The organism is Pseudophaeobacter flagellatus, from assembly GCF_021228235.1.
Taxonomy (GTDB): domain Bacteria; phylum Pseudomonadota; class Alphaproteobacteria; order Rhodobacterales; family Rhodobacteraceae; genus Pseudophaeobacter; species Pseudophaeobacter flagellatus.
On record NZ_JAJQRG010000006.1, the window covers coordinates 113970 to 134159 of the forward strand.

General features: G+C 61.5%; 22 protein-coding genes. 20 read left to right on the plus strand and 2 right to left on the minus strand.

Annotated elements, in window-relative coordinates; translation table 11 throughout:
• Nucleotides 1-73: 73 nt before the first annotated feature.
• The 6 genes from acsA (at nt 74) to LRK71_RS13105 (ending at nt 7523) form a co-directional block, all read left to right on the plus strand.
• Entirely contained in the window at nt 74-1765 is a 1692-nt protein-coding gene (gene acsA / locus LRK71_RS13080) for an acetate--CoA ligase (RefSeq protein ID WP_232404277.1), read from the plus strand.
• On the plus strand, nt 1762-3759 hold the full coding sequence (gene pdhA / locus LRK71_RS13085) for a pyruvate dehydrogenase (acetyl-transferring) E1 component subunit alpha (RefSeq protein ID WP_232404278.1): 1998 nt from the start codon (nt 1762-1764) through the stop codon (nt 3757-3759). Before acsA ends, pdhA begins: the two co-directional genes overlap by 4 nt.
• Nucleotides 3759-4946, plus strand: a complete 1188-nt coding sequence (locus LRK71_RS13090) for a dihydrolipoamide acetyltransferase family protein (protein ID WP_232404279.1) — start codon at nt 3759-3761, stop codon at nt 4944-4946. The genes pdhA and LRK71_RS13090 overlap by 1 nt, the downstream gene beginning before the upstream one ends.
• Nucleotides 4943-5185 carry an acyl carrier protein gene (locus LRK71_RS13095; RefSeq protein WP_232404280.1) on the plus strand — a complete coding sequence of 81 codons (243 nt, stop codon included), beginning with the start codon at nt 4943-4945 and terminating at the stop codon, nt 5183-5185. Before LRK71_RS13090 ends, LRK71_RS13095 begins: the two co-directional genes overlap by 4 nt.
• Nucleotides 5186-5398: 213 nt before the next feature.
• Complete coding sequence (locus tag LRK71_RS13100) at nt 5399-6382, plus strand: zinc-dependent alcohol dehydrogenase family protein (protein WP_232404281.1); 984 nt, start codon at nt 5399-5401, stop codon at nt 6380-6382.
• Nucleotides 6383-6575: 193 nt separating this feature from the next.
• Nucleotides 6576-7523, plus strand: a complete 948-nt coding sequence (locus LRK71_RS13105; protein WP_232404282.1) for a 1-phosphofructokinase family hexose kinase — start codon at nt 6576-6578, stop codon at nt 7521-7523.
• Between the two features lie 140 nt (nt 7524-7663).
• Here LRK71_RS13105 and LRK71_RS13110 read toward each other — a convergent pair whose 3' ends face one another.
• Complete coding sequence (locus tag LRK71_RS13110; protein WP_232404283.1) at nt 7664-8017, minus strand: hypothetical protein; 354 nt, start codon at nt 8015-8017, stop codon at nt 7664-7666.
• 142 nt (nt 8018-8159) lie between these two features.
• Between LRK71_RS13110 and ppsA the strand changes: the two genes are divergently transcribed.
• Nucleotides 8160-10556, plus strand: a complete 2397-nt coding sequence (gene ppsA / locus LRK71_RS13115) for a phosphoenolpyruvate synthase (RefSeq protein WP_232404284.1) — start codon at nt 8160-8162, stop codon at nt 10554-10556.
• Nucleotides 10557-10976: 420 nt separating this feature from the next.
• Here the strand turns inward: ppsA and LRK71_RS13120 are convergent, their stop codons facing one another.
• Nucleotides 10977-11405 carry a phasin family protein gene (locus LRK71_RS13120; protein ID WP_232404285.1) on the minus strand — a complete coding sequence of 143 codons (429 nt, stop codon included), beginning with the start codon at nt 11403-11405 and terminating at the stop codon, nt 10977-10979.
• 200 nt (nt 11406-11605) lie between these two features.
• Here LRK71_RS13120 and LRK71_RS13125 point away from each other — a divergent pair, with 200 nt between their 5' ends.
• The 13 genes from LRK71_RS13125 (at nt 11606) to LRK71_RS13185 (ending at nt 20181) form a co-directional block, all read left to right on the plus strand.
• On the plus strand, nt 11606-11962 hold the full coding sequence (locus LRK71_RS13125) for an SPW repeat protein (protein WP_232404286.1): 357 nt from the start codon (nt 11606-11608) through the stop codon (nt 11960-11962).
• A gap of 136 nt (nt 11963-12098) precedes the next feature.
• A complete protein-coding gene (locus LRK71_RS13130; protein WP_232404357.1) occupies nt 12099-12266 on the plus strand; it encodes a universal stress protein in 168 nt (55 codons plus the stop codon).
• Nucleotides 12227-12907, plus strand: coding sequence for a phosphoribosyltransferase (locus tag LRK71_RS13135; protein WP_232404287.1), 681 nt, complete (start codon nt 12227-12229; stop codon nt 12905-12907). The genes LRK71_RS13130 and LRK71_RS13135 overlap by 40 nt, the downstream gene beginning before the upstream one ends.
• A complete protein-coding gene (gene atpD / locus LRK71_RS13140; RefSeq protein ID WP_232404358.1) occupies nt 12907-14331 on the plus strand; it encodes a F0F1 ATP synthase subunit beta in 1425 nt (474 codons plus the stop codon). The genes LRK71_RS13135 and atpD overlap by 1 nt, the downstream gene beginning before the upstream one ends.
• Nucleotides 14328-14714 carry an ATPase gene (locus LRK71_RS13145; RefSeq protein ID WP_232404288.1) on the plus strand — a complete coding sequence of 129 codons (387 nt, stop codon included), beginning with the start codon at nt 14328-14330 and terminating at the stop codon, nt 14712-14714. The genes atpD and LRK71_RS13145 overlap by 4 nt, the downstream gene beginning before the upstream one ends.
• A complete protein-coding gene (locus LRK71_RS13150) occupies nt 14714-15007 on the plus strand; it encodes an AtpZ/AtpI family protein (RefSeq protein WP_232404289.1) in 294 nt (97 codons plus the stop codon). Before LRK71_RS13145 ends, LRK71_RS13150 begins: the two co-directional genes overlap by 1 nt.
• Nucleotides 15000-15314 carry a hypothetical protein gene (locus tag LRK71_RS13155; protein WP_232404290.1) on the plus strand — a complete coding sequence of 105 codons (315 nt, stop codon included), beginning with the start codon at nt 15000-15002 and terminating at the stop codon, nt 15312-15314. The genes LRK71_RS13150 and LRK71_RS13155 overlap by 8 nt, the downstream gene beginning before the upstream one ends.
• A gap of 3 nt (nt 15315-15317) precedes the next feature.
• Nucleotides 15318-16010, plus strand: a complete 693-nt coding sequence (locus LRK71_RS13160; RefSeq protein ID WP_232404291.1) for a F0F1 ATP synthase subunit A — start codon at nt 15318-15320, stop codon at nt 16008-16010.
• 1 nt (nt 16011) lies between these two features.
• Complete coding sequence (locus LRK71_RS13165; protein ID WP_232404292.1) at nt 16012-16299, plus strand: F0F1 ATP synthase subunit C; 288 nt, start codon at nt 16012-16014, stop codon at nt 16297-16299.
• Nucleotides 16300-16302: 3 nt separating this feature from the next.
• On the plus strand, nt 16303-17079 hold the full coding sequence (locus LRK71_RS13170) for a F0F1 ATP synthase subunit B family protein (protein WP_232404293.1): 777 nt from the start codon (nt 16303-16305) through the stop codon (nt 17077-17079).
• 2 nt (nt 17080-17081) lie between these two features.
• Nucleotides 17082-18650, plus strand: a complete 1569-nt coding sequence (locus LRK71_RS13175; RefSeq protein ID WP_269751752.1) for a F0F1 ATP synthase subunit alpha — start codon at nt 17082-17084, stop codon at nt 18648-18650.
• Nucleotides 18637-19527, plus strand: a complete 891-nt coding sequence (locus LRK71_RS13180) for a F0F1 ATP synthase subunit gamma (RefSeq protein WP_232404294.1) — start codon at nt 18637-18639, stop codon at nt 19525-19527. Before LRK71_RS13175 ends, LRK71_RS13180 begins: the two co-directional genes overlap by 14 nt.
• Before the next feature lie 186 nt (nt 19528-19713).
• Nucleotides 19714-20181: a c-type cytochrome gene (locus LRK71_RS13185; RefSeq protein WP_232404295.1), complete on the plus strand. Its 468-nt coding sequence runs from the start codon at nt 19714-19716 to the stop codon at nt 20179-20181.
• Nucleotides 20182-20190: the final 9 nt, after the last annotated feature.

Consider the following 20190-nt stretch of genomic DNA (forward strand, 5'->3'; position numbering starts at 1 on the left):
GGTGCATTGATCGCCGTCAATGCGGCCTCCCCCGGCCCACCCAAGTCTGGTCAATGAGGAGGAGCTTCCGTCGATGACCAATCGCGCGATAGACCATGATGCGGACCCTTGGGCCGAAGCCCGTGTAATGCTCGACATGCCCGGCGGTATGCTGAACATCGCCTATGAGGCGGTGGACCGGCATGTGATACACGGGCGCGGGAATGAAACTGCGATGCTCTGGCTTGGCAAATCTGGTGATCGCCAAGACCTGAGCTATGCCGACATAGCCCGACAATCCTCGCGTTTCGCCAACGTCCTTGCCACCCATGGGCTCGCGTCTGGCGACAGCGTCTTCGTGCTGCTTGGTCGCGTTCCCGAGCTCTACATAGCCGCACTTGGCACGTTGAAGGCGGGTATGGTTTTCACACCGCTCTTCTCCGCCTTCGGGCCGGGCCCCATTCGTACCCGGATGGAGATCGGCGCCGCAAAGGTGCTGGTCACAACGCCGGAACTCTACAAGCGCAAGATCGCGGCCTGGCGCGACGAGATCAGCACGCTGAAACTGGTCCTTGTCACCGGCGAAGACGCCACCGAGGGCTGCGTCGCTCTTGGTCCCGCGATGGAAGCTGCATCGCCCGATTTCGACACAGTCCCTACCCGGCCCGAGGATCCGGCGTTGATCCATTTCACCTCCGGCACGACGGGGCGGCCGAAGGGCGCGGTCCATGTCCATGAGGCGGTGCTCTACCACGCCTTCTCAGGGCGGCACGCGCTGGATCTGACGCCCGGGACGACCTATTGGTGCACCGCCGATCCCGGCTGGGTCACCGGCACATCCTACGGCATCATCGCGCCGCTCGTTCAGAGGGTAAAGATGATCGTGGACGAGGCCGAGTTCGACCTGAATCGCTGGTACGGCACGATCGAGCGGGAAAAAGTCGAAGTCTGGTATTCCGCGCCGACCGCGATCCGGATGATGATGCGCGCGGGCTCGGATGTGGCGAAACCGTACAACTTTTCCTCGCTGAGGTTCCTTGCCAGTGTGGGAGAGCCGCTGAACCCCGAAGCGGTCGTCTGGTCAGAAAAGGTCTTCGGCAAGCCGTTCCACGACAACTGGTGGCAGACCGAGACCGGCGGGATCATGATCGCCAACCTGCCCGGCATGACGGTCAAGCCCGGCGCGATGGGGAGGCCCATGCCGGGGATCAAAGCCGGAATCGTCAAACGCGAGGACGGTACGCTGAAGGAACTTGGCACCGGCGAAATTGGCGAACTGGCGCTCCGGCCTGGCTGGCCGTCGATGATGCGGGACTACCTGAACGAGCAGGCCCGCTACGACAAGTGCTTCGTGGACGGTTGGTATCTGTCGGGCGACCTCGCCACGCGGGACCAGGATGGGTATTTCTGGTTTGTCGGACGGGCTGACGACCTGATCAAGACCTCCGGCCACCTGGTTGGGCCTTTTGAGGTGGAAAGCGTGTTGATCGAGCACCCTGCAGTGGCTGAAGCAGGCGTTATCGGCCTGCCGGACAAAACCGCAGGTGAGATCGTGAAGGCCTATGTCACGCTGAACCCGGGCTTCACGGCCAGCGCGGCGCTGGAGCAAGACTTGCGCGGCCATGCCCGCAAAAGGCTTGGCCCGGCCGTTTCTCCGCGCGCGGTGGTATTCCGCGAAAACCTGCCCAAGACCCGTTCTGGCAAGATCATGCGGCGGCTGCTCAAGGCGCGGGAACTGGGTCTTCCGGAAGGTGACATTTCCACTCTGGAGACCGATGAGAAATGAGCGCGCTCGACAAACCCAAACTTGACCGGAATCATGTTCTTGCGCTGCTCCGCGATATGATCCGCGTCCGCCGTTTCGAAGACAAATGTGCCGAGCTATACACCCAAGAAAAAATCCGTGGCTTCCTGCATCTCTATGACGGAGAAGAGGCAATTGCCGCCGGGGTTATCCCGGCTCTCGGACCGCTGGACCGGGTCGTCACCACCTATCGCGAGCACGGGCACGCGCTGGTGCGCGGCGTACCCATGACAAAAATCATGGCCGAGATGTATGGCAAGGCCGAAGGCTGCTCAGGCGGGCGCGGCGGGTCGATGCATGTTTTTGATGCCGACACCAATTTCTACGGCGGCAACGCCATCGTGGGCGGTGGTCTGCCGTTGGCGACGGGCCTCGCGCTGGCGGACAGGATGCAGGGTGCGGACACGGTGACGGCCTGTTTCTTTGGCGAGGGCGCCGTGGCGGAAGGCGAATTTCACGAGGCGATGAACTTGGCCACGCTCTGGTCGCTGCCGGTTCTGTTCGTCTGCGAGAACAACGGCTACGCGATGGGTTCGGCGCTGGCCCGGACCGAGTCGGAAACCGATATCCACCAGAAGGCCGCCTCCTACGGACTGGAGGCGCGCCAGGTCGATGGCATGGACGTCGTCGCCGTCGAGGCAGCTGCGCGCCAGGCCATCGGCAAGATCCGCGAGACCGGCAAACCGACGTTCATCGAGTGCAAGACCTACCGGTTTCGCGCGCATTCCATGTTCGACGCGCAGCTTTACCGCGACAAAGCCGAAATCGAGGAGTGGCGCAAGCACGGCCCGATCGTCCGTTTCCAAGGCTGGCTGCGGGAGAACCACCTGATCCACGAAAGCGACGTGGCCCAGATTGAAGCCGATGCCGATGCCGAAATCGCCGGAGCCGTAGCTTTTGCCGAGGGTGCAACATGGGTGCCGGTCGAACAACTGGCACAGAACGTGCATGGCCCCGCGCCCGTGCCGCCAGAGCCAACGACGCCCTCGGGTGCGCTGGTGGAAATCACCTACCGCGAGGCGGTGAAGCAGGCGATCCGCGACGCGATGATCCGCGACGACAGGGTCTTTCTGATGGGTGAGGATGTGGGGGCCTATGGCGGCTGCTACGCGGTCTCGAAAGGCCTGATGGCGGAATTCGGAGAGGACCGGATCCGCGACACACCACTGTCGGAAAGCGGGTTCACTGGCGCGGGCATCGGCGCGGCGGCGGCCGGGATGCGGCCAGTCGTCGAACTGATGACCGTCAATTTCTCGCTGCTGGCCCTCGACCAAATCATGAACACGGCGGCGACGATCCGGCACATGTCGGGCGGGCAATTCGGCGTCCCGCTGGTGATCCGCATGGCGACCGGGGCGGGCAAGCAACTGGCGGCGCAGCATTCGCACAGCCTGGAGGGATGGTATGCGCATATTCCGGGGCTGAAGGTGCTGGCCCCAGCCACGCTGGAGGATGCGCGCGGCATGTTGTGGACAGCGCTGGAAGATCCCGACCCGGTGCTGGTCTTCGAGAACGTGATGCTTTACAACATGACCGGCAAGATCGACAGCAACGCCGGTGCGGTCGATATTTCCAGGGCAGTTGTGCGGCGCGAGGGGCGCGACCTGAGCCTCATCACCTATGGCGGATCGCTGTTCAAGACGCTGGCGGCCGCGAAGCTCCTGGCCACAGACGGCATCGAGGCCGAGGTCATCGACCTGCGCAGCCTGCGCCCGCTGGATGACGCGGTGATCATGGCCTCTGTTGCCAAGACGCGCCGCGCGCTGATCGTGGACGAGGGCTGGCGTAGCGGATCATTGGCCGCCGAGATCTCGGCCCGGATCATGGAACAGGCCTTCTGGTCGCTTGATGCGCCGGTGGGGCGAGTCTGCTCGGCAGAAGTCCCGATCCCCTATCCCAAACACCTGGAAGACGCCGCGATACCGCAAGCGCCAGACATCGTGGCCGCCGCACGCGCAATGTTGGGGCGGGCCTGATGGGTATCTTCGCCATGCCGTCGCTCGGGGCCGACATGGAGGCCGGCACGCTGGTCGAGTGGCTGGTGAAACCCGGTGACGAGGTACATCGAGGCGACGTGGTTGCAGTGGTCGAGACCCAGAAGGGCGCCATCGAGATCGAATGTTTCCAAGATGGCAGTGTGCTGGAATTACAGGCCGATCTGGGGGCAACCCTGCCCGTGGGCGCGCCGCTGGCGCTGATCTTGGGCCCCGGCGAGACTGCGCCGGAACCGAAAGAGCCCAAAGCGCCTGCGGTTGCCGCCAAACCGGAAGTCGCACCAAGGCCTGCTGTTGCCGACAAACCCGAAGCCGTGCCCGGTCCAGCGGTTGCGGCACCCCTGCCCTGCGGTGCTACCCCTGCCTCGCCCGCCGCGCGCCTGCGGGCCCGTGAACTGGGCATCGACCTGGCGACGGTCAGCGGAAGCGGTCCGGCGGGTGCCATTCTGCTAGCGGATCTGGAGGCACGAGAGCCGGACGCAATGAGGGTGCAGACCACCGCGCCGATGGCGGAAATGCGCAGGGCGATCGCAGCGGCGATGGTGCGGTCCAAGCAGACAATTCCGCATTTCTACCTGTCTCAGACCATAGACATTCAATCCGCGCGCGCGTGGCTGGAAACCCGGAACGCAGATCGGTTGCCCTCGGATCGGCTGCTCTTGGGGGCGCTGTTCGTCCGGGCCACGGCGCTGGCTGCCGCAAAGGTGCCGTCGGTGAACGGGCAATGCGTCGACGGCACTTTTCACCCCTCTGACCGGATAAACACCGGTATCGCCGTGGCCTTGCGGGGCGGCGGCCTGGTCGCGCCGGCGCTGATCGACGCGGGCGCAATGTCGGTCGATGAGACGATGGCGGGCCTGCGCGACCTGGTCTTGCGCGCGCGGGCCGGGCGGCTCCGATCCTCGGAACTGACTGAAGGTACGATCACGATTTCCAGCCTCGGCGCGGTCGGGGCCGAGGCGATGGCCGGCGTGATCTTTCCGCCGCAGGTCGCGCTGGTCGGCCTGGGGGCGCCCAAGCTGCGCCCATGGGTGGTGAACGGCGCGGTTGTGCCACGGACCGTTGTCACCCTGACCCTGTCCGTCGATCACCGCGTCAGCGACGGTCGGCAGGCCGGGCGCTTCATCGCCGAGTTCCAATCCCATATCGCATCGCCGGAGACACTATGACCAAGGCAGACATTCGCACCGCTTTCATCGAAGAGCTGATCGCCATCGCACCCGACATCGACCCGGCCACCCTGGGCGAGGACGATCACCTGCAGGACGATCTGGAACTCGACTCGATGGATGTCCTGAACCTGGTGACGGCCCTGCATCGAAGGCTGAATGTCGACATCCCGGAAACGGATTATCCGCAGATCGCCAGCTTGGCGCTTGCGGTGTCCTATCTGGCCGCCCGGATATAGTGAACAACGACGACCGCTCACCTGAATTGCGTCGGACCTTGACCGTCGTCAATGCGGCGCGGATCTTTCGCCGGGAAAGTCGAACGGCGGTTTCAGAACGCCAAAGGAACGACCCGACCTTCTATTTTGCCACCCCTCCCGAAGGGTCTCTCATCTTGAAGGGGTCCATAACTGATGCGGTCATATAGGCCGCCAACCAAAGTAAAGACATCTATGCGCGCGATGGTCTTGGAAAAACAGAACGCCCCGCTGGTCCTCCGCAATCTGCCGGACCCCGCCCCGAGGCCGGGCGAAGTGCGGCTCAGGGTGGAGGCCTGCGGCGTCTGTCGCACTGATTTGCATATTCTGGATGGCGAGCTGTCCCATCCCAGCCTTCCGCTGATACCGGGGCACGAGATCGTCGGCCGTATCGACGCGCTTGGCCCAGGTGTAAAAAGCCTTACACTGGGCCAGCGGGCCGGGGTGCCTTGGCTTGGCCGCACATGCGGGACATGTCCGCATTGCCGCGCCCATCGCGAGAACCTCTGCGACGCGCCTGAATTCACTGGCTACGACCGAAACGGCGGATATGGCGAACTCTGCGTGGCCGACGCCGGATATGTCTTCCCTCTGCCCGACGATAGCGACCCGGTGCAACTGGCGCCGCTGCTTTGCGCCGGGCTGATAGGGTACCGCACGTTAAAGCGCGCTGGTGCCGCCGACCGTATCGGGCTTTACGGGTTCGGGGCGGCGGCGCATATCCTGTGCCAGCTCTGCGTCTGGCAGGGCAAGAAGGTCTATGCCTTCACCCGGCCCGACGACCGGTCGGCGCAGGCCTTCGCGCGTCGTCTGGGCGCGATCTGGGCTGGCTCGTCCGAGGACCGCCCGCCCGAACCGCTGGACGCAGCGCTGATTTTTGCGCCGGTCGGCGCGCTGGTTCCCAAGGCGCTGAAGGCGGTGCGCAAGGGCGGCAGCGTCGTGTCGGGCGGCATCCACATGAGTGATATACCTACATTCCCCTACGCCGATCTCTGGCATGAACGGATCATCCGCTCGGTTGCGAATTTGACGCGTGCCGATGGCGAGGAATTTCTACCCCTGGCCCTTAAGGTCGGCATAGAGACCGAAACCACGACCTATCATCTTGAACAGGCCAATCGTGCGCTGGACGACCTTCGTTTCGGACGGTTCACCGGGGCCGCCGTTCTGGTTCCCTGATGCGGGTGCGTGTTCCTAATTGCCAAGACAGAAGCGTGAATCTTAATCGCATAAAACAGTCCGAAGCAACACATCAGGGCCCCCAAGCCGGTATCGTTTCTACAGGCTACCCGCGCCTTTCGTTGCAGAGCGGTGGAGCCCACTATGCCGTAACCTCTTGTCCAGAGAGCAGGCCGAGATAAGAATGGAAATCATGCGCAAGATCCTGACGATCACCCTCAAACCCGCCGTCGATTATTCAACATCGACAAGCCATGTGACTGCGGGGCCGAAACTTTATTGCCGCCAACCGCAGATTGATCCCGGTGGCGGCGGGGTTAACGTTGCCCGAACGATTGTCAAGCTTGGTGGGCTTGTCAGGGCGTTTGTTGTGGTTGGCGGAGCAATGGGCAATCGCCTGTTGCAGTTGTTGGAAGCAGAAAACGTCCCCGTTGAGGAATGTCGGGTTGGTATAGAAACGGGCTACAGTCTGGCAGTTACCGACGAAGAGACCAAAGAACAGTTCCGTTTCACCCTGCCGGGAGCACCCGTTGATGAAAGTGACGCTCAAAAAATACTGGACCAGATCTCTGGCACGCTGGCTGGTGACGATTATGTCGTGCTCAGCGGTGGTATCGCCAGTGGCCTTGCTGACACCTATCCGCAAGATGTGCAGGCAGCTGTTTCGCGGCGCAATGGGAGGTTGGTTGTCGATACATCCAAGGCACCGCTGTTGCGCCTGATTGAAGCTCCGGTTTCCCCTCTTGATGTCTTGAGGCTGGATCGCAGCGAAATCGAAAAGGCTGTTGCTCACCCGGTGCGGTCGATTTCCGACAATCTAGCCTATAGCGAACAGCTCGTGCGGCGCGGGGTTGCGAGGATTGTTGTGACAGGTCACGGCGCAGAGGGGGCAGTTATGGTTGCCGGACAACAGAGATTTTTCTGCCACGCCCCCAAAGTTCCCCTGCGCAGCAAAATTGGTGCAGGTGATGCTTTCGTAGGGGCCTTTACCCTCTCGCTTTCGCGTGGCGACAGGCCTGAACAGGCCCTCAAATGGGGCGTTGCAGCTGCTGCCGCTACAGTTAGCACCGAAGGAACCACCTTTTGCGACCTCTCCGAAACCACAGCCTTATTGCCCCAATGCCGATTGGAGAATTGCTAGAATCACGCGTTTTATATAGCGATCAACACATCTCTTGATTGCTCAAGCTCTCAGGTCGCCCCAATATTCGATGCACCTAATTCGAGGCACCTTGGTCCGCGAAATCTCATGATAAACTAGCAAGTAACGATAGAATTGTATCATTGGCGCGCTTGGGAATCGATAACGCGCAGGGTTGCGGCCAGAATAGCGGATGAAAGGGAAGCACCCTTGCCAACCCCGATATATTCGTCACTGTCCCGTGAGACATTTTCGCGCAACGTGCAGCGCCAATGACCATCAGGCTCCAGTGCATCGCCCCGTAGCAGGATGCTCCAGCCTGGCACCACGCGATCTACAAAATGCAGCAGTTTCTCAACCGAGCGCAGCTCTGCCTCCTTTACCGCGAGATCCGGCCGCACCTTGCGGATCGCTTCAAGCACAGGGGCAACCTCAGCATTGGTCAGTTGTGTCCCCACCGCCTCAATCCTGTCTGCCACAGCCCGCAGTTTCATGTTCACGGGTCCCCTTTCCACAATTTCGTATCGCTGGGTGAGAAAGTGCCATGCTCCTGCTCCGGTGCGCATTGACCGCCATCAATGACGGCGCGACCAGCGTGTCACAGTTTGTTGCGAGACTGACTGCGGAGAATGAAACTTGGACGAACACCTGGTCTGGTACGAGGGGCTGCGCCGTAGCGATGTCGCAGTCGTGGGCGGCAAGAATGCCTCTTTGGGCGAGATGGTTTCGACCCTCGCGGCCAAGAACATCCGCGTGCCAGACGGCTTTGCCACGACAGCCTGGGCTTATCGCGGCTTTATCGCGGCCAACGGTCTGAAACGAGTCATCACCGAGCGGATTGATGCGTTGGACGCTGGACACACGACGCTGCACGAGGCCGGTGCAACCATTCGGGCCGCGATAACCGCAGGCGAATGGCCCAAGCAAACAGCGGAAGCAATATGCGCCGCCTATCGAGAACTCGCGAAACGCAGTGGCCAAAAACAGCCATCGGTTGCCGTCCGGTCTTCCGCCACTGCCGAGGACTTGCCGGATGCAAGTTTCGCCGGACAGCAAGAGACCTTTCTCAACATCACCGGAGAGGCGGCGCTGCTTGATGCATGCCGCCGGTGCTATGCGTCGCTTTTTACCGACCGGGCAATTAGCTATCGTCAAATCCTGGAATTCGGTCGGACGGAAATCGCCTTATCGGTTGGCGTTCAGCTCATGGTGCGCTCTGACATCGGCAGCTCTGGTGTCATGTTCTCGATCGACACAGAGACCGGGTGTGACCGTTTCGTGCTGATAAACGGTGCCTGGGGATTGGGAGAGAACGTGGTTCAGGGCGCGGTGGACCCAGACGAATTTCAGGTCTTCAAACCCTTCCTGAACGATGCCTACCAACTGCCAATCGTTGCCAAGACGCTGGGCAGGAAGGAGATCAAGATGATCTATGGCCGGGCCGACGAAGCGGCGACGCGCAACGTGCCAACCTCGGTGGCTGAACGCGAGCGTTTCACATTGAGCGATGAAGAGGCAGTGGAACTGGCCCGATATGCGAAGACCATTGAGGCGCATTACGGCGTCGCCATGGACATGGAATGGGCAAAGGACGGCAAGACCGGTGATTTGTTCATCGTTCAGGCGCGCCCTGAAACTGTACAGTCACGCAAGTCTGGGGCGGTGTTCCAGTCATTCAACGTCACGCCATCAGGCAAGCTGATGGTACAGGGGCTGAGTGTCGGGGAGGCAGCAGCTGTGGGCCGAGTTTGTCTGATCCGCTCAGCGCAGGAGATCGACCGCTTCGTTGATGGCTCGGTGCTTGTCACCTCAACCACCGACCCCGACTGGGTGCCGATCATGAAACGTGCCGCCGCCGTTGTCACCGACCACGGCGGACGAACGTCGCACGCTGCCATCGTCAGCCGAGAACTGGGACTCCCGGCAGTTGTCGGCACTGGCAGCGCAACCCATATCTTGCACGAAGGTCAAGACGTTACCGTCTCCTGTGCAGAAGGTGAAACTGGGGCGGTCTATGATGGGCTGGGACAGGTCGAGGTCAGCGACATCTCGCTTGACGATGTGCCTCAGACGCAGACCGGTGTGATGCTGAATATCGCCGATCCTTCGGCCGCCGTCCGTTGGTGGCGGCTCCCGGCGGACGGCGTCGGATTGGCCCGGATGGAATTCCTGATCAGCAACGAAATCAAGGTGCACCCACTCGCCCTGCTGAACCCTGACCAGGTGACGGACGCGGCTGAGGCCCGTGCCATTACCGAACTGATGAAGGGATACCAGGACGGACCTACCTATTTCATTCAGCGGCTGGCTATGGGCCTAGCGCGGATTGCCTCCGTCTGGCACCCCAAACCGGTGATTGTCCGGCTGAGCGACTTCAAGTCGAATGAATATGCCGGTCTTCTGGGCGGCCGTCACTTCGAGCCATCGGAAAAAAACCCCATGATCGGCCTCAGAGGTGCCGCGCGCTACTATTCGGCTTTTTACCGCGATGCCTTTGCGCTGGAATGCGCCGCACTGAAGCGGCTGAGAGACGAGATGGGCTTTACTAATGTCATCGCGATGGTGCCCTTCTGTCGCTCCCCGGAAGAGGCGGACAAGGTACTGGAGGTAATGGCTGCAAATGGCCTTCGACGCGGAGAGAAGGGTCTCGAAGTCTACGTGATGACCGAAATCCCGTCGAACGTGATCCGCGCCAAGGAATTCGCCGGACGTTTTGACGGCTTCTCAATCGGATCAAATGATCTGACCCAACTTACGCTGGGCATTGATCGCGATAGCGAAGCGTTGGCCGATGTGTTCCGTGAGCGTGACCCGGCGGTGCTCTGGATGATCGAAACCGCCATTCTGCGTGCACACGAGTCTGGACGGAAGATCGGGCTCTGCGGTCAGGCACCCAGCAATGACCCGAAATTCGCGCGCCTGCTGGTAAGCGCCGGAATCGACACGATCTCTGTGACGCCGGACAGTTTTTTGAACGTCAAACGCAATGTGGCGCAGGCCGAGAAGGGTGACGTCAGCAATGGTCAGGCTTGATTGGTCTCGTTGCAAGAAAATCAGTGGAACCAGTTAAGATCGTTTCGAACGACCATTTGATAGCTTTCTGAAGGCTCACTCCACTTCGGTGCCAAGCGGAAATGCCTCAGCGCATCGTGAAAGAGCCTTGAACTGTCATTTAAAATCTGTCCGTGTCGTAACAAGAGGAAACGCGACGCCTGGGACACCTTGTGCCGCGAGCCTTGCGAACACCAGCAGCGTACGGTCCAACGCTTCTTTAGCCACCTGCATCCGAAGCACTATGCGTTCTGGTGTATATTGCACGGTGGGCCGGAACTCGGGAACAGAAGAGACGGACGCCACGCTGAGGAGCGCATTGAACCAAAGCGCAACATCTATCGCAGACTGCAACTGCGCCTCGCCCTCCGGCCAACCAGGTCAAACCCGTCTGGACCAGCATTACACTGCATCTGATTTTGTCGCGCTCGCGGCGTTGAAAGCACTGTTCATCGCCATAGCAGACGTTTCCTCTAACTGCTGCTGAATGTCAGCTGTGGCCGCTCGTGCACCATTCGCATAGAGTTCGGTCAATCGGTCGACCTCCGCTGCGTAGTCTCGCTGTGCGGTCTGATAGAATTCAACCAACGCTGACCACGCTTCGGCAGGATCCTTCTTGTCCGCAAGGTCAGTGGACAGTTCACGATCCCGTTCCAGACGCTGGTTCAGGAATTCAAGATACTCCTGGTTCATCCGCACCACCTGCTGCCATCCGCTTGCCTGAGCCTTTGTTATGGTTCCCAAAAGCTGGAGAAAGTTCAGCGGAGAATTGAACGGCGACGCTGTTTGTCCATTCGGACGCGCCCCGTGCCCCTGTTTTGTCTTTGTCATTGCTTTCCTCCTTTTTTCGCGAGTCGAACTTTGCAGGGTGCAGTTTCTCACGCATTGACGGCGGACAACGCAATGCCGTCATTCAAGACCACTGAATGAAAAACTCGCTACGGGCGGACGCCCGTTGATTGCAGTCAATGAAGACTCGGCATTTCCAAAGGACAATGCGTGATCATGGCCTTTTACAGGAGGAAGAAATCATGGAACGGATGCATTTTCAGGATGGTATCACGCTCGTTGCTGGTGTCGTACTTGTTGCGGTCCCCTTCGCTCTCGCCATCACACCGCCGGAGGGTACTGGCCTTACGCTGCTAATTGCAAACTTCGTGCTATCGGGTGTCGCCGCCATCATTCTCGGTGCGGCTGCTCTCTTCTATTTCCGGAAGTGGGAAGAGTGGCTCGACATCGTGCTTGGGGTCTGGCTTGTAGCCTCGCCATGGATCGTGGGATTCACCTATTCGCAGATGGCCATGTGGATTGCGATTGCCTGCGGCGTTGTGATCGCTGCCATGGGGATCTGGAGAACCGTGGAGGAGAATGGCGAGCATGCCTACTGACACCGTATTTGACATTTCCTTGCTCGATGGTCGGCTCTCCCGAGCGCTCAGTTGGGTTCGAGAGATTGTGGCCTAGGCACCGTATCACGGGAACCACGGTGTGATAGTCCGCAGTCGCTTCCCGACTGCGATGGCAATGGGCCACCGGGGACTCGGCCCTGTGCGGGAAGTGCTGCTTGGTAGCGTATCACAAAAGCGACTGCACCACGCCAACTGCAAGGTGGTCATCGTTCCCTGCAACAAGCACTGGAGGCAACAATCCGCATGTTTACGGACAGACGTGAGGCCGGTCAGAGACTGCTGAATCGACTTGGGCAGCTTGATCCCGAAAACACCGTCATTCTGGCGCTACCACGCGGCGGATTGCCCGTTGCCGACGTGATCGCAGAAGCGCGCGCCGTCCCGCTCGACATTGTGCTTGTCCGCAAGGTCGGCATTCCCGGGCAGCCGGAACTCGCGGTTGCGGCGGTGACCAATGGCAACAACCCGAAAATCACAGTCAATGACGATGTGGCGCGGATGACCGGGCTCGGCCAAGCAGACATCGCCAGGCTTGCCGAGCGCGAATTGCCAGAAATACGCCGACGGCGCGAAATCTACCTGAATGGACGTCCGCACGCGCCACTTGCGGGAAAAATCGTGGTGGTTGTCGATGACGGCATTGCTACAGGGGCAACAATGCGCGCGGCACTGCAACTGGTCCGCGATGCAGATCCAGCACAGATTATCGCGGCCATTCCCGTCGGGTCAGCGGCAACGCTCACAGCTCTTGAGGGTGAGTGCGACAAGGTAATCTGCCTCGAATGTCCGGCAGAATTCCGTGCGGTTGGGCTGCACTACCGCGATTTCGGGCAGGTTTCGGATGCAACTGTGTCCGAAATCATCGAACGTCATGCCCATCGGCGCACTGGCAGCTGCAATTCCCAAAGTGACGTGATGTCATGATGGGCACAGGCGCGTTTGAGAGAAACACCAAGTCTCAAGAAACCGCGCGTCGGGGTTTCATCACGGCGATCCGGGGGGCGGTGGTTGAAGCGCGATTTCCCAGCACAGCACCGACTATAAATACGCAGCTGTTTGCCGGTCCGGAACGCAAATCGGTGATCGAGGTGGCCGGCCTGATTGATCTTCATACCATTCAAGGCCTGCTCTTGAATCCGGCCGAACACGTCGCGCTTGGCATGGAAGTCATCGACAGTGGCGGCCCGCTGATGGCCCCGGTCGGCCCCGGGCTGCTCGGCCGGATGATCGATGTTTTTGGTGCGCCGCTCGACCGCAAGGGGCCAATCAAGAATGTTGAGTACAGGCCGATCCACCGCCCGCCGGTCCCGCTCGCCTACCGCCGTCCTGGGGGGGGCATCTTCCAGACCGGCATCAAGGCGATCGATCTGCTTTCGCCAATTGAGCGCGGCGGCAAGGCCGGTCTCTTCGGCGGCGCCGGCGTCGGCAAAACAGTGCTGATCACAGAGATGATCCACAACATGGTCGCCAAATACGAGGGCGTGAGCCTGTTCTGCGGCATCGGTGAGAGGAGCCGTGAGGCCGAAGAACTCTACCGCGAAATGCAGGCGACCGGCGTGCTGGACGGAGCCGTCCTGGTTTTTGGCCAGATGAATGAAAGCCCCGGCGCCCGTTTTCGTGTGGCCCATACGGCCCTGACCATAGCCGAGCATTTCCGCGACAAGCAGAATCGTGATGTAATGGTGCTGATCGACAACATTTTCCGCTTTGTCCAGGCGGGTGCAGAGGTCTCGGGCCTACTGGGACGCATCCCTTCGCGCGTGGGATACCAGCCGACACTGGGTACGGAGCTCGGCGAGCTGGAAGAACGCATCTGTAACACGGAAGCTGGCGCCATCACCTCGATCCAGGCAGTCTATGTCCCAGCCGACGACTTCACTGATCCGGCCGCGACGCATGTATTTTCGCACCTGTCGGCTTCGGTGGCCCTATCGCGCAAGCGGGCAAGCGAGGGGCTCTACCCCGCCATCGATCCGCTGAAATCCTCCTCCAAGATGCTGACGCCCGGCACCGTGTCGGACCAGCATTACCGTATCTCGCGCGAGGTGCGGCGCGTCCTCGCGGAATACGAGGCGCTTTCGGACATTATCGCCATGCTGGGCCTTGAGGAGCTGACCGAGGCCGACCGCGCCACGGTGGCCCAGGCCCGGCGGCTGGAACGCTTTCTGACCCAACCGTTCTTTTCCACCGAACAGTTCACCGGATCGGCGGGCCGGTTCGTGCCCCTGGAGGACACCCTCGCGGGATGCGAACTGATCCTGTCGGGCGTGGTGTCCGGCCTGCCCGAGAGCGCGTTCTACATGGTCGGCACTATCGACGAGATCACCGAAAGGCAGGCGCCGCCATGAAGCTCACAGTCCTGACCCCCGAGGCCCAGGTGTTTCACGGCGATGTTGCCAAGGTATCGGCCGAGGCCACGAACGGCGCATTCACCCTATTGCCGCGGCATATCGACATGACAGCTCCGCTGGTCGCTGGTGTGTTGCTGTGCGATCGCGCGGACGGCAAGACGCGGTATTTCGGCATCGACGAAGGCATTCTCGTAAAATGCGCCGACGATGTCACTGTCGCGGTCCGGCGCGCCTTGCCGGGACGCGACCTGGCAGAACTGCGACGGCGGGTGCAAGCGGAGTTTGTCACCTTCGACGAAGAGGAAATGATGGCGCGCAGCGCATTGGCCCGTCTGGAGGCAGGCGTGGTGCGGCGCATACTCGAACTGGAGCGCCGGTAATGTATGCTCAGGAACAAGAGAAGGCAGACGCCATCGCACGCAAGGCCGCACGCAAGCAGCACGCCGAGGAAAGCGGCAAGCGCCACACCATCTGGTTCGGGCTGGGTATGTTCGGGCTGATCGGCTGGGCTGTAGCGGTGCCGACGCTCCTGGGTGTCGCCGTAGGGGTATGGCTGGATCGCATAGCGCCAGGAGAGTTTTCCTGGACGCTCGCGCTCCTGCTGGGCGGCGTCGCACTGGGGTGCATCAACGCCTGGTGGTGGGTAAGCAAGGAGAGCGAACACGATGACTGACGAATTGACCCTTGGTGCAAGTCTGTCGCTGTCGCTGTTGTTGGGCGCAGGTTTCGGGGCGCTGTATTTCAGGCTGTTGTGGCGCGCCGCGCAGGGTCTGACCGGGATGCGTGGCCCGCCCTGCAACAGGCAACAGATCGGCGCAGGGCGACTGGTCCTCGGCTTTGCCATGCGCATGACCCTCACGCTGGTGGCTCTGGCATTGGCGCTGGCAGCCGGCGCGGAGGCCGCACACCTGCTGGCGGGCGTTCTTGGCTTCGGGCTTGTTCGTCACATCACGGCCGGACGGAAAAGGCGAAGGGGCTAAGCCATGGGACTGACCCCCGACACATGGATAGTCGTGACGCTTGGCCCAGTGCCGATCAATGCGACGCTCTTTTTTACCTGGATCGTAATGGCGCTGCTCGTGCTTTCCGCCCTGGTGGTGCGCCTGCGCCTTTCGCAGACCGGCGATCTCACAGTTGCCCAAAACTTCTGGGAGACGCTTGTCGAGACCATGCGCACGCAGATCCGCGAGGTCAGCGGTCAGGAGGCAGGCCCCTATTTGCCCTTCGTAGGCACGCTTTTCGTATTCATTGCGGTGTCGAACATCCTGGCGGTGGTGCCCGGTTTCCAACCACCCACCGGCTCGCTCTCGACCACCACGGCGCTGGCGCTCTGCGTGCTGTTCGCGGTGCCGCTCTTTGGGTTGGCGCGCAGGGGCGTTGGCACATATCTGCGCTCGTACCTTCAGCCGACACCGCTGATGGCGCCTTTCAACATTATTGGCGAAATATCACGCACGCTGGCGCTGGCGATCCGGCTATACGGAAACGTCATGAGCGGCAGCGTGATCGCCGGGATTCTGATCTCGATTGCCCCTTTCTTCTTTCCGATCCTGATGCAGCTCCTGGGACTGCTGACGGGGGTGATCCAGGCCTATATCTTCGCCATCCTCGCAATGGTCTATATCGCATCTGCAACGCATGAACACCGCAACGCCGATGCCGCGAAAGGAGACTGACATGGCAGACGCGACCCTGATCGCACTAATATCCATCCTCACCGCCGGGCTGACCATCGCCATCGGTTCGATTGGACCGGCAATTGGCGAAGCACGGGCCGCCGCTCAGGCCCTGGCCTCGATCGCCCAACAACCGGACGAGGCCAATACGATCACCAGAACCTTGTTCGTCAGCCTCGCGATGATCGAATCCACCGCGATCTACTGTTTCGTCGTTGCGATGATCCTGATTTTCGCCAATCCGTTCTGGGATGCCGCGATGCAGGCAGGGACCGCAGCAGGAGGCTAGGTGATGCAAATCGACTGGATCACCGTCGCCGCCCAGATCGCGAACTTTCTGGTGCTGGTTTGGCTGCTTCAGCGGTTGCTCTATCGGCCAGTCGTTCGCGCCATGCGGAACCGGGAGGCGGCGATCCGCAGCCGGTTCGCCGAGGCCGAGAAGCGCGAAGCCAAGGCCGCCGGAGAAGTCGAGACGCTGAAACAGCAACAGTTGGAGTTCCAACAGCGGCGCGCGGCGCTGCTGGCACAGGCTCAACAAGAGGCGCAGGACCTGGAACACAGGCTGGAAGCGGAAGCGCGCGAGCGCGTTGCTGCGCAGCGCGCCGCCTGGGAGAGCCAGATTGACCGAGAGACGGCAGCGTTCCTTGTTGATCTTCGGCGCGAGGCAGCTGGGCATGTTGGGCGGGTGGCACGCCGGGTCCTGAACGATCTTGCCGGCGCGCGTCTGGAAGAGGCGATGGCCGACACTTTCATTGCCCAGCTGAACGGGCTGACTGGCAAGAGCCTCGCCAGTCTGCGCGCCGAGACCACCTCTGGCGGCCGGATCACCGTGGCCAGCGCCTTCGATCTGCCTGATCCCCTGCGCAACCGTTTGCGCAAAGCGGTGCGTGCGGTGGTGTACGAAAATGCGCAGCCAGATTTCGTGCGAGACCCGCAGATCGGCTGCGGGATCCGGCTGAAGGTGCGCGGCCAGACCCTGCAGTGGAACGTGAGTGCCTATCTCGACGATCTGGAAAAAGAAATCGGCGTGATGATTGGGCGCGAAGACAGGCAGGAGGCTGCAGAATAGCCATGGGAGTGTTAGACGGCATCGCGAAGGATCTACTGGCCACGCTCGACAGCGGGCTCGACGCCCACAATGCGCGCCTGCGACATGAACAGATCGGCACGGTTGTCCGGGTGGGCGCAGCGGTTGCGGATGTCGAAGGCTTCACTGAACTGGGCGCAGACGAGCTGATTACCTTTCCTGGCGGGCTCATGGGTGCAGCCCTGGATATTGACGAAAAACGCGTCGGGGTGACCCTGCTCACCCCGGCCGCGGCGCTCGCCGTCGGGAGCGAGGCACGGCGTACCGGCCGCGCCATCGACGTTCCGGTGGGTCAGGCGCTTCTGGGGCGGGTGGTCGACGGGCTTGGCCACCCCATCGACGAAGCCGGCCCACTGCGTGCGGCAGAGCGTTGGCCGGTCGAACGCCCTGCCCCGGCGATCCTTGATCGTGCCCCGGTTGAAGTACCGCTGCAAACCGGGGTCAAGGCCGTGGACGCCGCGATCCCCATTGGGCGCGGCCAGCGCGAATTGATCATCGGCGACCGTCAGACCGGCAAGACCGCCATCGCCGTCAGCGCCATGCTCAACCACCAGGCAGGGCGGCCCGGCGGTCAGGGACCGGCTGCCAAACCGGGGATCTGCGTTTATTGCGCCGTGGGGCAGCGCGCCTCGGCGGTTGCGCGGGTTATCGACACGCTTCGCCGCGGGGGCGCGCTGGACCGCACCGTGGTCGTCGTGGCGGGCAGCGAGGACACGCCGGGACTGCAGTTCATGGCCCCATATGCCGCCACTTCGATAGCCGAGTTCTTCATGGCCTGCGGCGAGGATGTCCTTGTTGTCTATGATGATCTCACCCGCCATGCCCGCGCCTATCGCGAACTGTCGCTGCTTTTGCGCCGACCGCCAGGACGCGAGGCCTATCCCGGCGATATCTTCTACATCCATTCGCGGCTTCTCGAGCGTGCGACCCATCTGCGCCCGGACCGGGGCGGTGGATCGCTGACCGCCCTGCCGATTGTCGAAACCCAGGCGCAGAACATCGCTGCCTATATCCCAACCAACCTGATCTCGATCACCGACGGTCAGATATACCTGTCCCCGGTTTTGTTCGAAAAAGGCCTGCTGCCGGCGGTCGACCTTGGGCGGTCGGTCAGCCGGGTGGGAGCCAAAGCACAGCTGCCCGCCTATCGCAGCGTTGCGGGCGACCTGTTTCTGTCCTTTGCCCAGTTCGAGGAACTGGAGGTGTTTTCGCGCTTCGGGACGCGACTGGACCAAGATACGCAGCTGAAACTCACGCGCGGCCGCCGTGTGCGCGCGGCGCTGCAACAACGCGAGCAGGCGCGGCCAGCGCCCCCTGAACAGATCGCAGTGCTCTTGGCCGCAACCCATGGCTTGATGGACACACTGCCGCTAGATCGCGTGGCCGATGCCGAGCGGGCCATATCCCGGGCGATCCGGGAGACGGCGGCCCCGCTCTGCCGCCGGATCGAGAATGGTGAGCCTTTTGCCGAAGACGATCGCACGGCCCTCATCTCGACCATCCGGCAGGCCCTTGCGCCATTGGCACAGGAGAGCGGCAATGGAGACGCTTGAACACCTTCAGCGCCGGATTGCCACGATGCGCGACCTGCAATCCATCGTGAGGACGATGAAGACACTGTCTTCGATCACGATCCGGCGCTGCGAGCGCGCGGCCCAAGCAGTGCGTGCCTATGACGAAACCGTCGACTATGGCCTGCAGATCGTTCTACGCGACAAGGACGTCGCCGATGCCGCCATTGCCGCCTCCAAGGCAGAGCGGAAGACCGGGCCTGTGGGTCTGATCGTGTCGGGATCGGACCACGGGTTCTGCGGTCGATTCAACGAAGTTGTCCTAAACGCTGCCTTGGAAAACATCCTGTCTGGCCGGGCAGAAAATGTCGCTCTGGCCGCGATCGGCACCCGCGCCGCCGAATTGCTGACAGGCGCCGGCCATACACCGGACGTAGTTCATGCCACGCCAGGTTCGGTCGAGGGGCTACGCGCGTCAACACGCAACCTGCTGGCCCTGGCCGATCACTGGCGTACGCAGCGAGGCATCGCCAGGCTGCGCATTGTCCACGCCGTCCAAACACCAGAGACCCCTGCCCGCCCGGTGACCATGTCGCTGTTACCGGTCTCGCCTGCCTATCTTTTCCATCAGGCCAATCGGACATGGCCATCGCGGCGCCTGCCCACCTATACCGAGGAGCGCAATATCGTTTTGACCAGTCTGATCCGCGAACATGTCTTTGTCCGTATCTTTCGTGCTCTGGCTGAAGCGCAGGCCTCCGAACACGCCTCGCGGCTGGCGGCCACGCAATCCGCCGAAAAGGGCATACGCGACCGGCTGGCAGAAATGAACGGTGCATTCCGGCTCCGGCGGCAAGAGCAGATTACCAGCGAAATGCTGGACGTGCTCGCAGGTGCAACCGCGCTGAACCGGCGTTAGAGAGCGCAGCGATGGTCGCGCCTGGAAGGTTAGCACGGGTGCCGCGTTGGGATGGAGCTGGTCACACGGTTTCGAAGTGCCAACCAAGAGATGCCCTGGGCGGCCGTTGTCCGGCGTCAATGCCGCCGCAAGGCAAGTCAGAGATGCTGGAGGCGCAACCCTGTTGGAAAAAAAGGAGAGCGCAATATGACACGCACAGCCGCAGTCCTGGCCATTTTGATCTTGGGGTCTGGAGCGCCATTGAAAGCACAGGGGCCGATAGAACGACCCCTGCCCTGGAAACCCGTGATCATCGAACCGACGGAACGGGAGTTCTTGAATTCCTGTGCGTCATGCCACGGCATGGACGGAACGGGCGCAGGCTTTCTGACTCGCCTGTTCCGCGGTGTCGACCCCGGCGACTTGACGCAGCTTTCGGTTCGCAATGATGGCACATTCCCGATTGAACGCGTCTTTTCGGTCATCGATGGCCGGGCCGAAGTAGCCGCGCATGGCGATCGCAAGATGCCGGTCTGGGGTGACCGTTACATGAACGCCGCCATGTCTGAATACGGACCGGATGAAATCAACGAAACCCGCGTGCGCAACCGCATCTATGAACTGGTCCACTATCTGCAATCAATACAGGCCGTCGACGCAGAGCCAGAGAACTGACACTATCAT

Excerpts from the sequence above, each read along its gene's own strand:
- pdhA (WP_232404278.1), top strand. The coding sequence starts at position 1,762 with ATGAGCGCGCTCGACAAACCCAAACTTGACCGGAATCATGTTCTTGCG.
- LRK71_RS13170 (WP_232404293.1), top strand. The coding sequence starts at position 16,303 with ATGCAAATCGACTGGATCACCGTCGCCGCCCAGATCGCGAACTTTCTG.
- LRK71_RS13100 (WP_232404281.1), top strand. The coding sequence starts at position 5,399 with ATGCGCGCGATGGTCTTGGAAAAACAGAACGCCCCGCTGGTCCTCCGC.
- LRK71_RS13105 (WP_232404282.1), top strand. The coding sequence starts at position 6,576 with ATGCGCAAGATCCTGACGATCACCCTCAAACCCGCCGTCGATTATTCA.
- LRK71_RS13110 (WP_232404283.1), bottom strand. The coding sequence starts at position 8,017 with ATGAAACTGCGGGCTGTGGCAGACAGGATTGAGGCGGTGGGGACACAA.
- LRK71_RS13130 (WP_232404357.1), top strand. The coding sequence starts at position 12,099 with ATGGGCCACCGGGGACTCGGCCCTGTGCGGGAAGTGCTGCTTGGTAGC.
- LRK71_RS13185 (WP_232404295.1), top strand. The coding sequence starts at position 19,714 with ATGACACGCACAGCCGCAGTCCTGGCCATTTTGATCTTGGGGTCTGGA.
- LRK71_RS13125 (WP_232404286.1), top strand. The coding sequence starts at position 11,606 with ATGGAACGGATGCATTTTCAGGATGGTATCACGCTCGTTGCTGGTGTC.
- LRK71_RS13175 (WP_269751752.1), top strand. The coding sequence starts at position 17,082 with ATGGGAGTGTTAGACGGCATCGCGAAGGATCTACTGGCCACGCTCGAC.
- LRK71_RS13155 (WP_232404290.1), top strand. The coding sequence starts at position 15,000 with ATGACTGACGAATTGACCCTTGGTGCAAGTCTGTCGCTGTCGCTGTTG.
- LRK71_RS13160 (WP_232404291.1), top strand. The coding sequence starts at position 15,318 with ATGGGACTGACCCCCGACACATGGATAGTCGTGACGCTTGGCCCAGTG.
- LRK71_RS13135 (WP_232404287.1), top strand. The coding sequence starts at position 12,227 with ATGTTTACGGACAGACGTGAGGCCGGTCAGAGACTGCTGAATCGACTT.
- LRK71_RS13180 (WP_232404294.1), top strand. The coding sequence starts at position 18,637 with ATGGAGACGCTTGAACACCTTCAGCGCCGGATTGCCACGATGCGCGAC.
- LRK71_RS13150 (WP_232404289.1), top strand. The coding sequence starts at position 14,714 with ATGTATGCTCAGGAACAAGAGAAGGCAGACGCCATCGCACGCAAGGCC.
- atpD (WP_232404358.1), top strand. The coding sequence starts at position 12,907 with ATGGGCACAGGCGCGTTTGAGAGAAACACCAAGTCTCAAGAAACCGCG.
- LRK71_RS13095 (WP_232404280.1), top strand. The coding sequence starts at position 4,943 with ATGACCAAGGCAGACATTCGCACCGCTTTCATCGAAGAGCTGATCGCC.
- LRK71_RS13120 (WP_232404285.1), bottom strand. The coding sequence starts at position 11,405 with ATGACAAAGACAAAACAGGGGCACGGGGCGCGTCCGAATGGACAAACA.
- LRK71_RS13165 (WP_232404292.1), top strand. The coding sequence starts at position 16,012 with ATGGCAGACGCGACCCTGATCGCACTAATATCCATCCTCACCGCCGGG.
- LRK71_RS13090 (WP_232404279.1), top strand. The coding sequence starts at position 3,759 with ATGGGTATCTTCGCCATGCCGTCGCTCGGGGCCGACATGGAGGCCGGC.
- LRK71_RS13145 (WP_232404288.1), top strand. The coding sequence starts at position 14,328 with ATGAAGCTCACAGTCCTGACCCCCGAGGCCCAGGTGTTTCACGGCGAT.
- acsA (WP_232404277.1), top strand. The coding sequence starts at position 74 with ATGACCAATCGCGCGATAGACCATGATGCGGACCCTTGGGCCGAAGCC.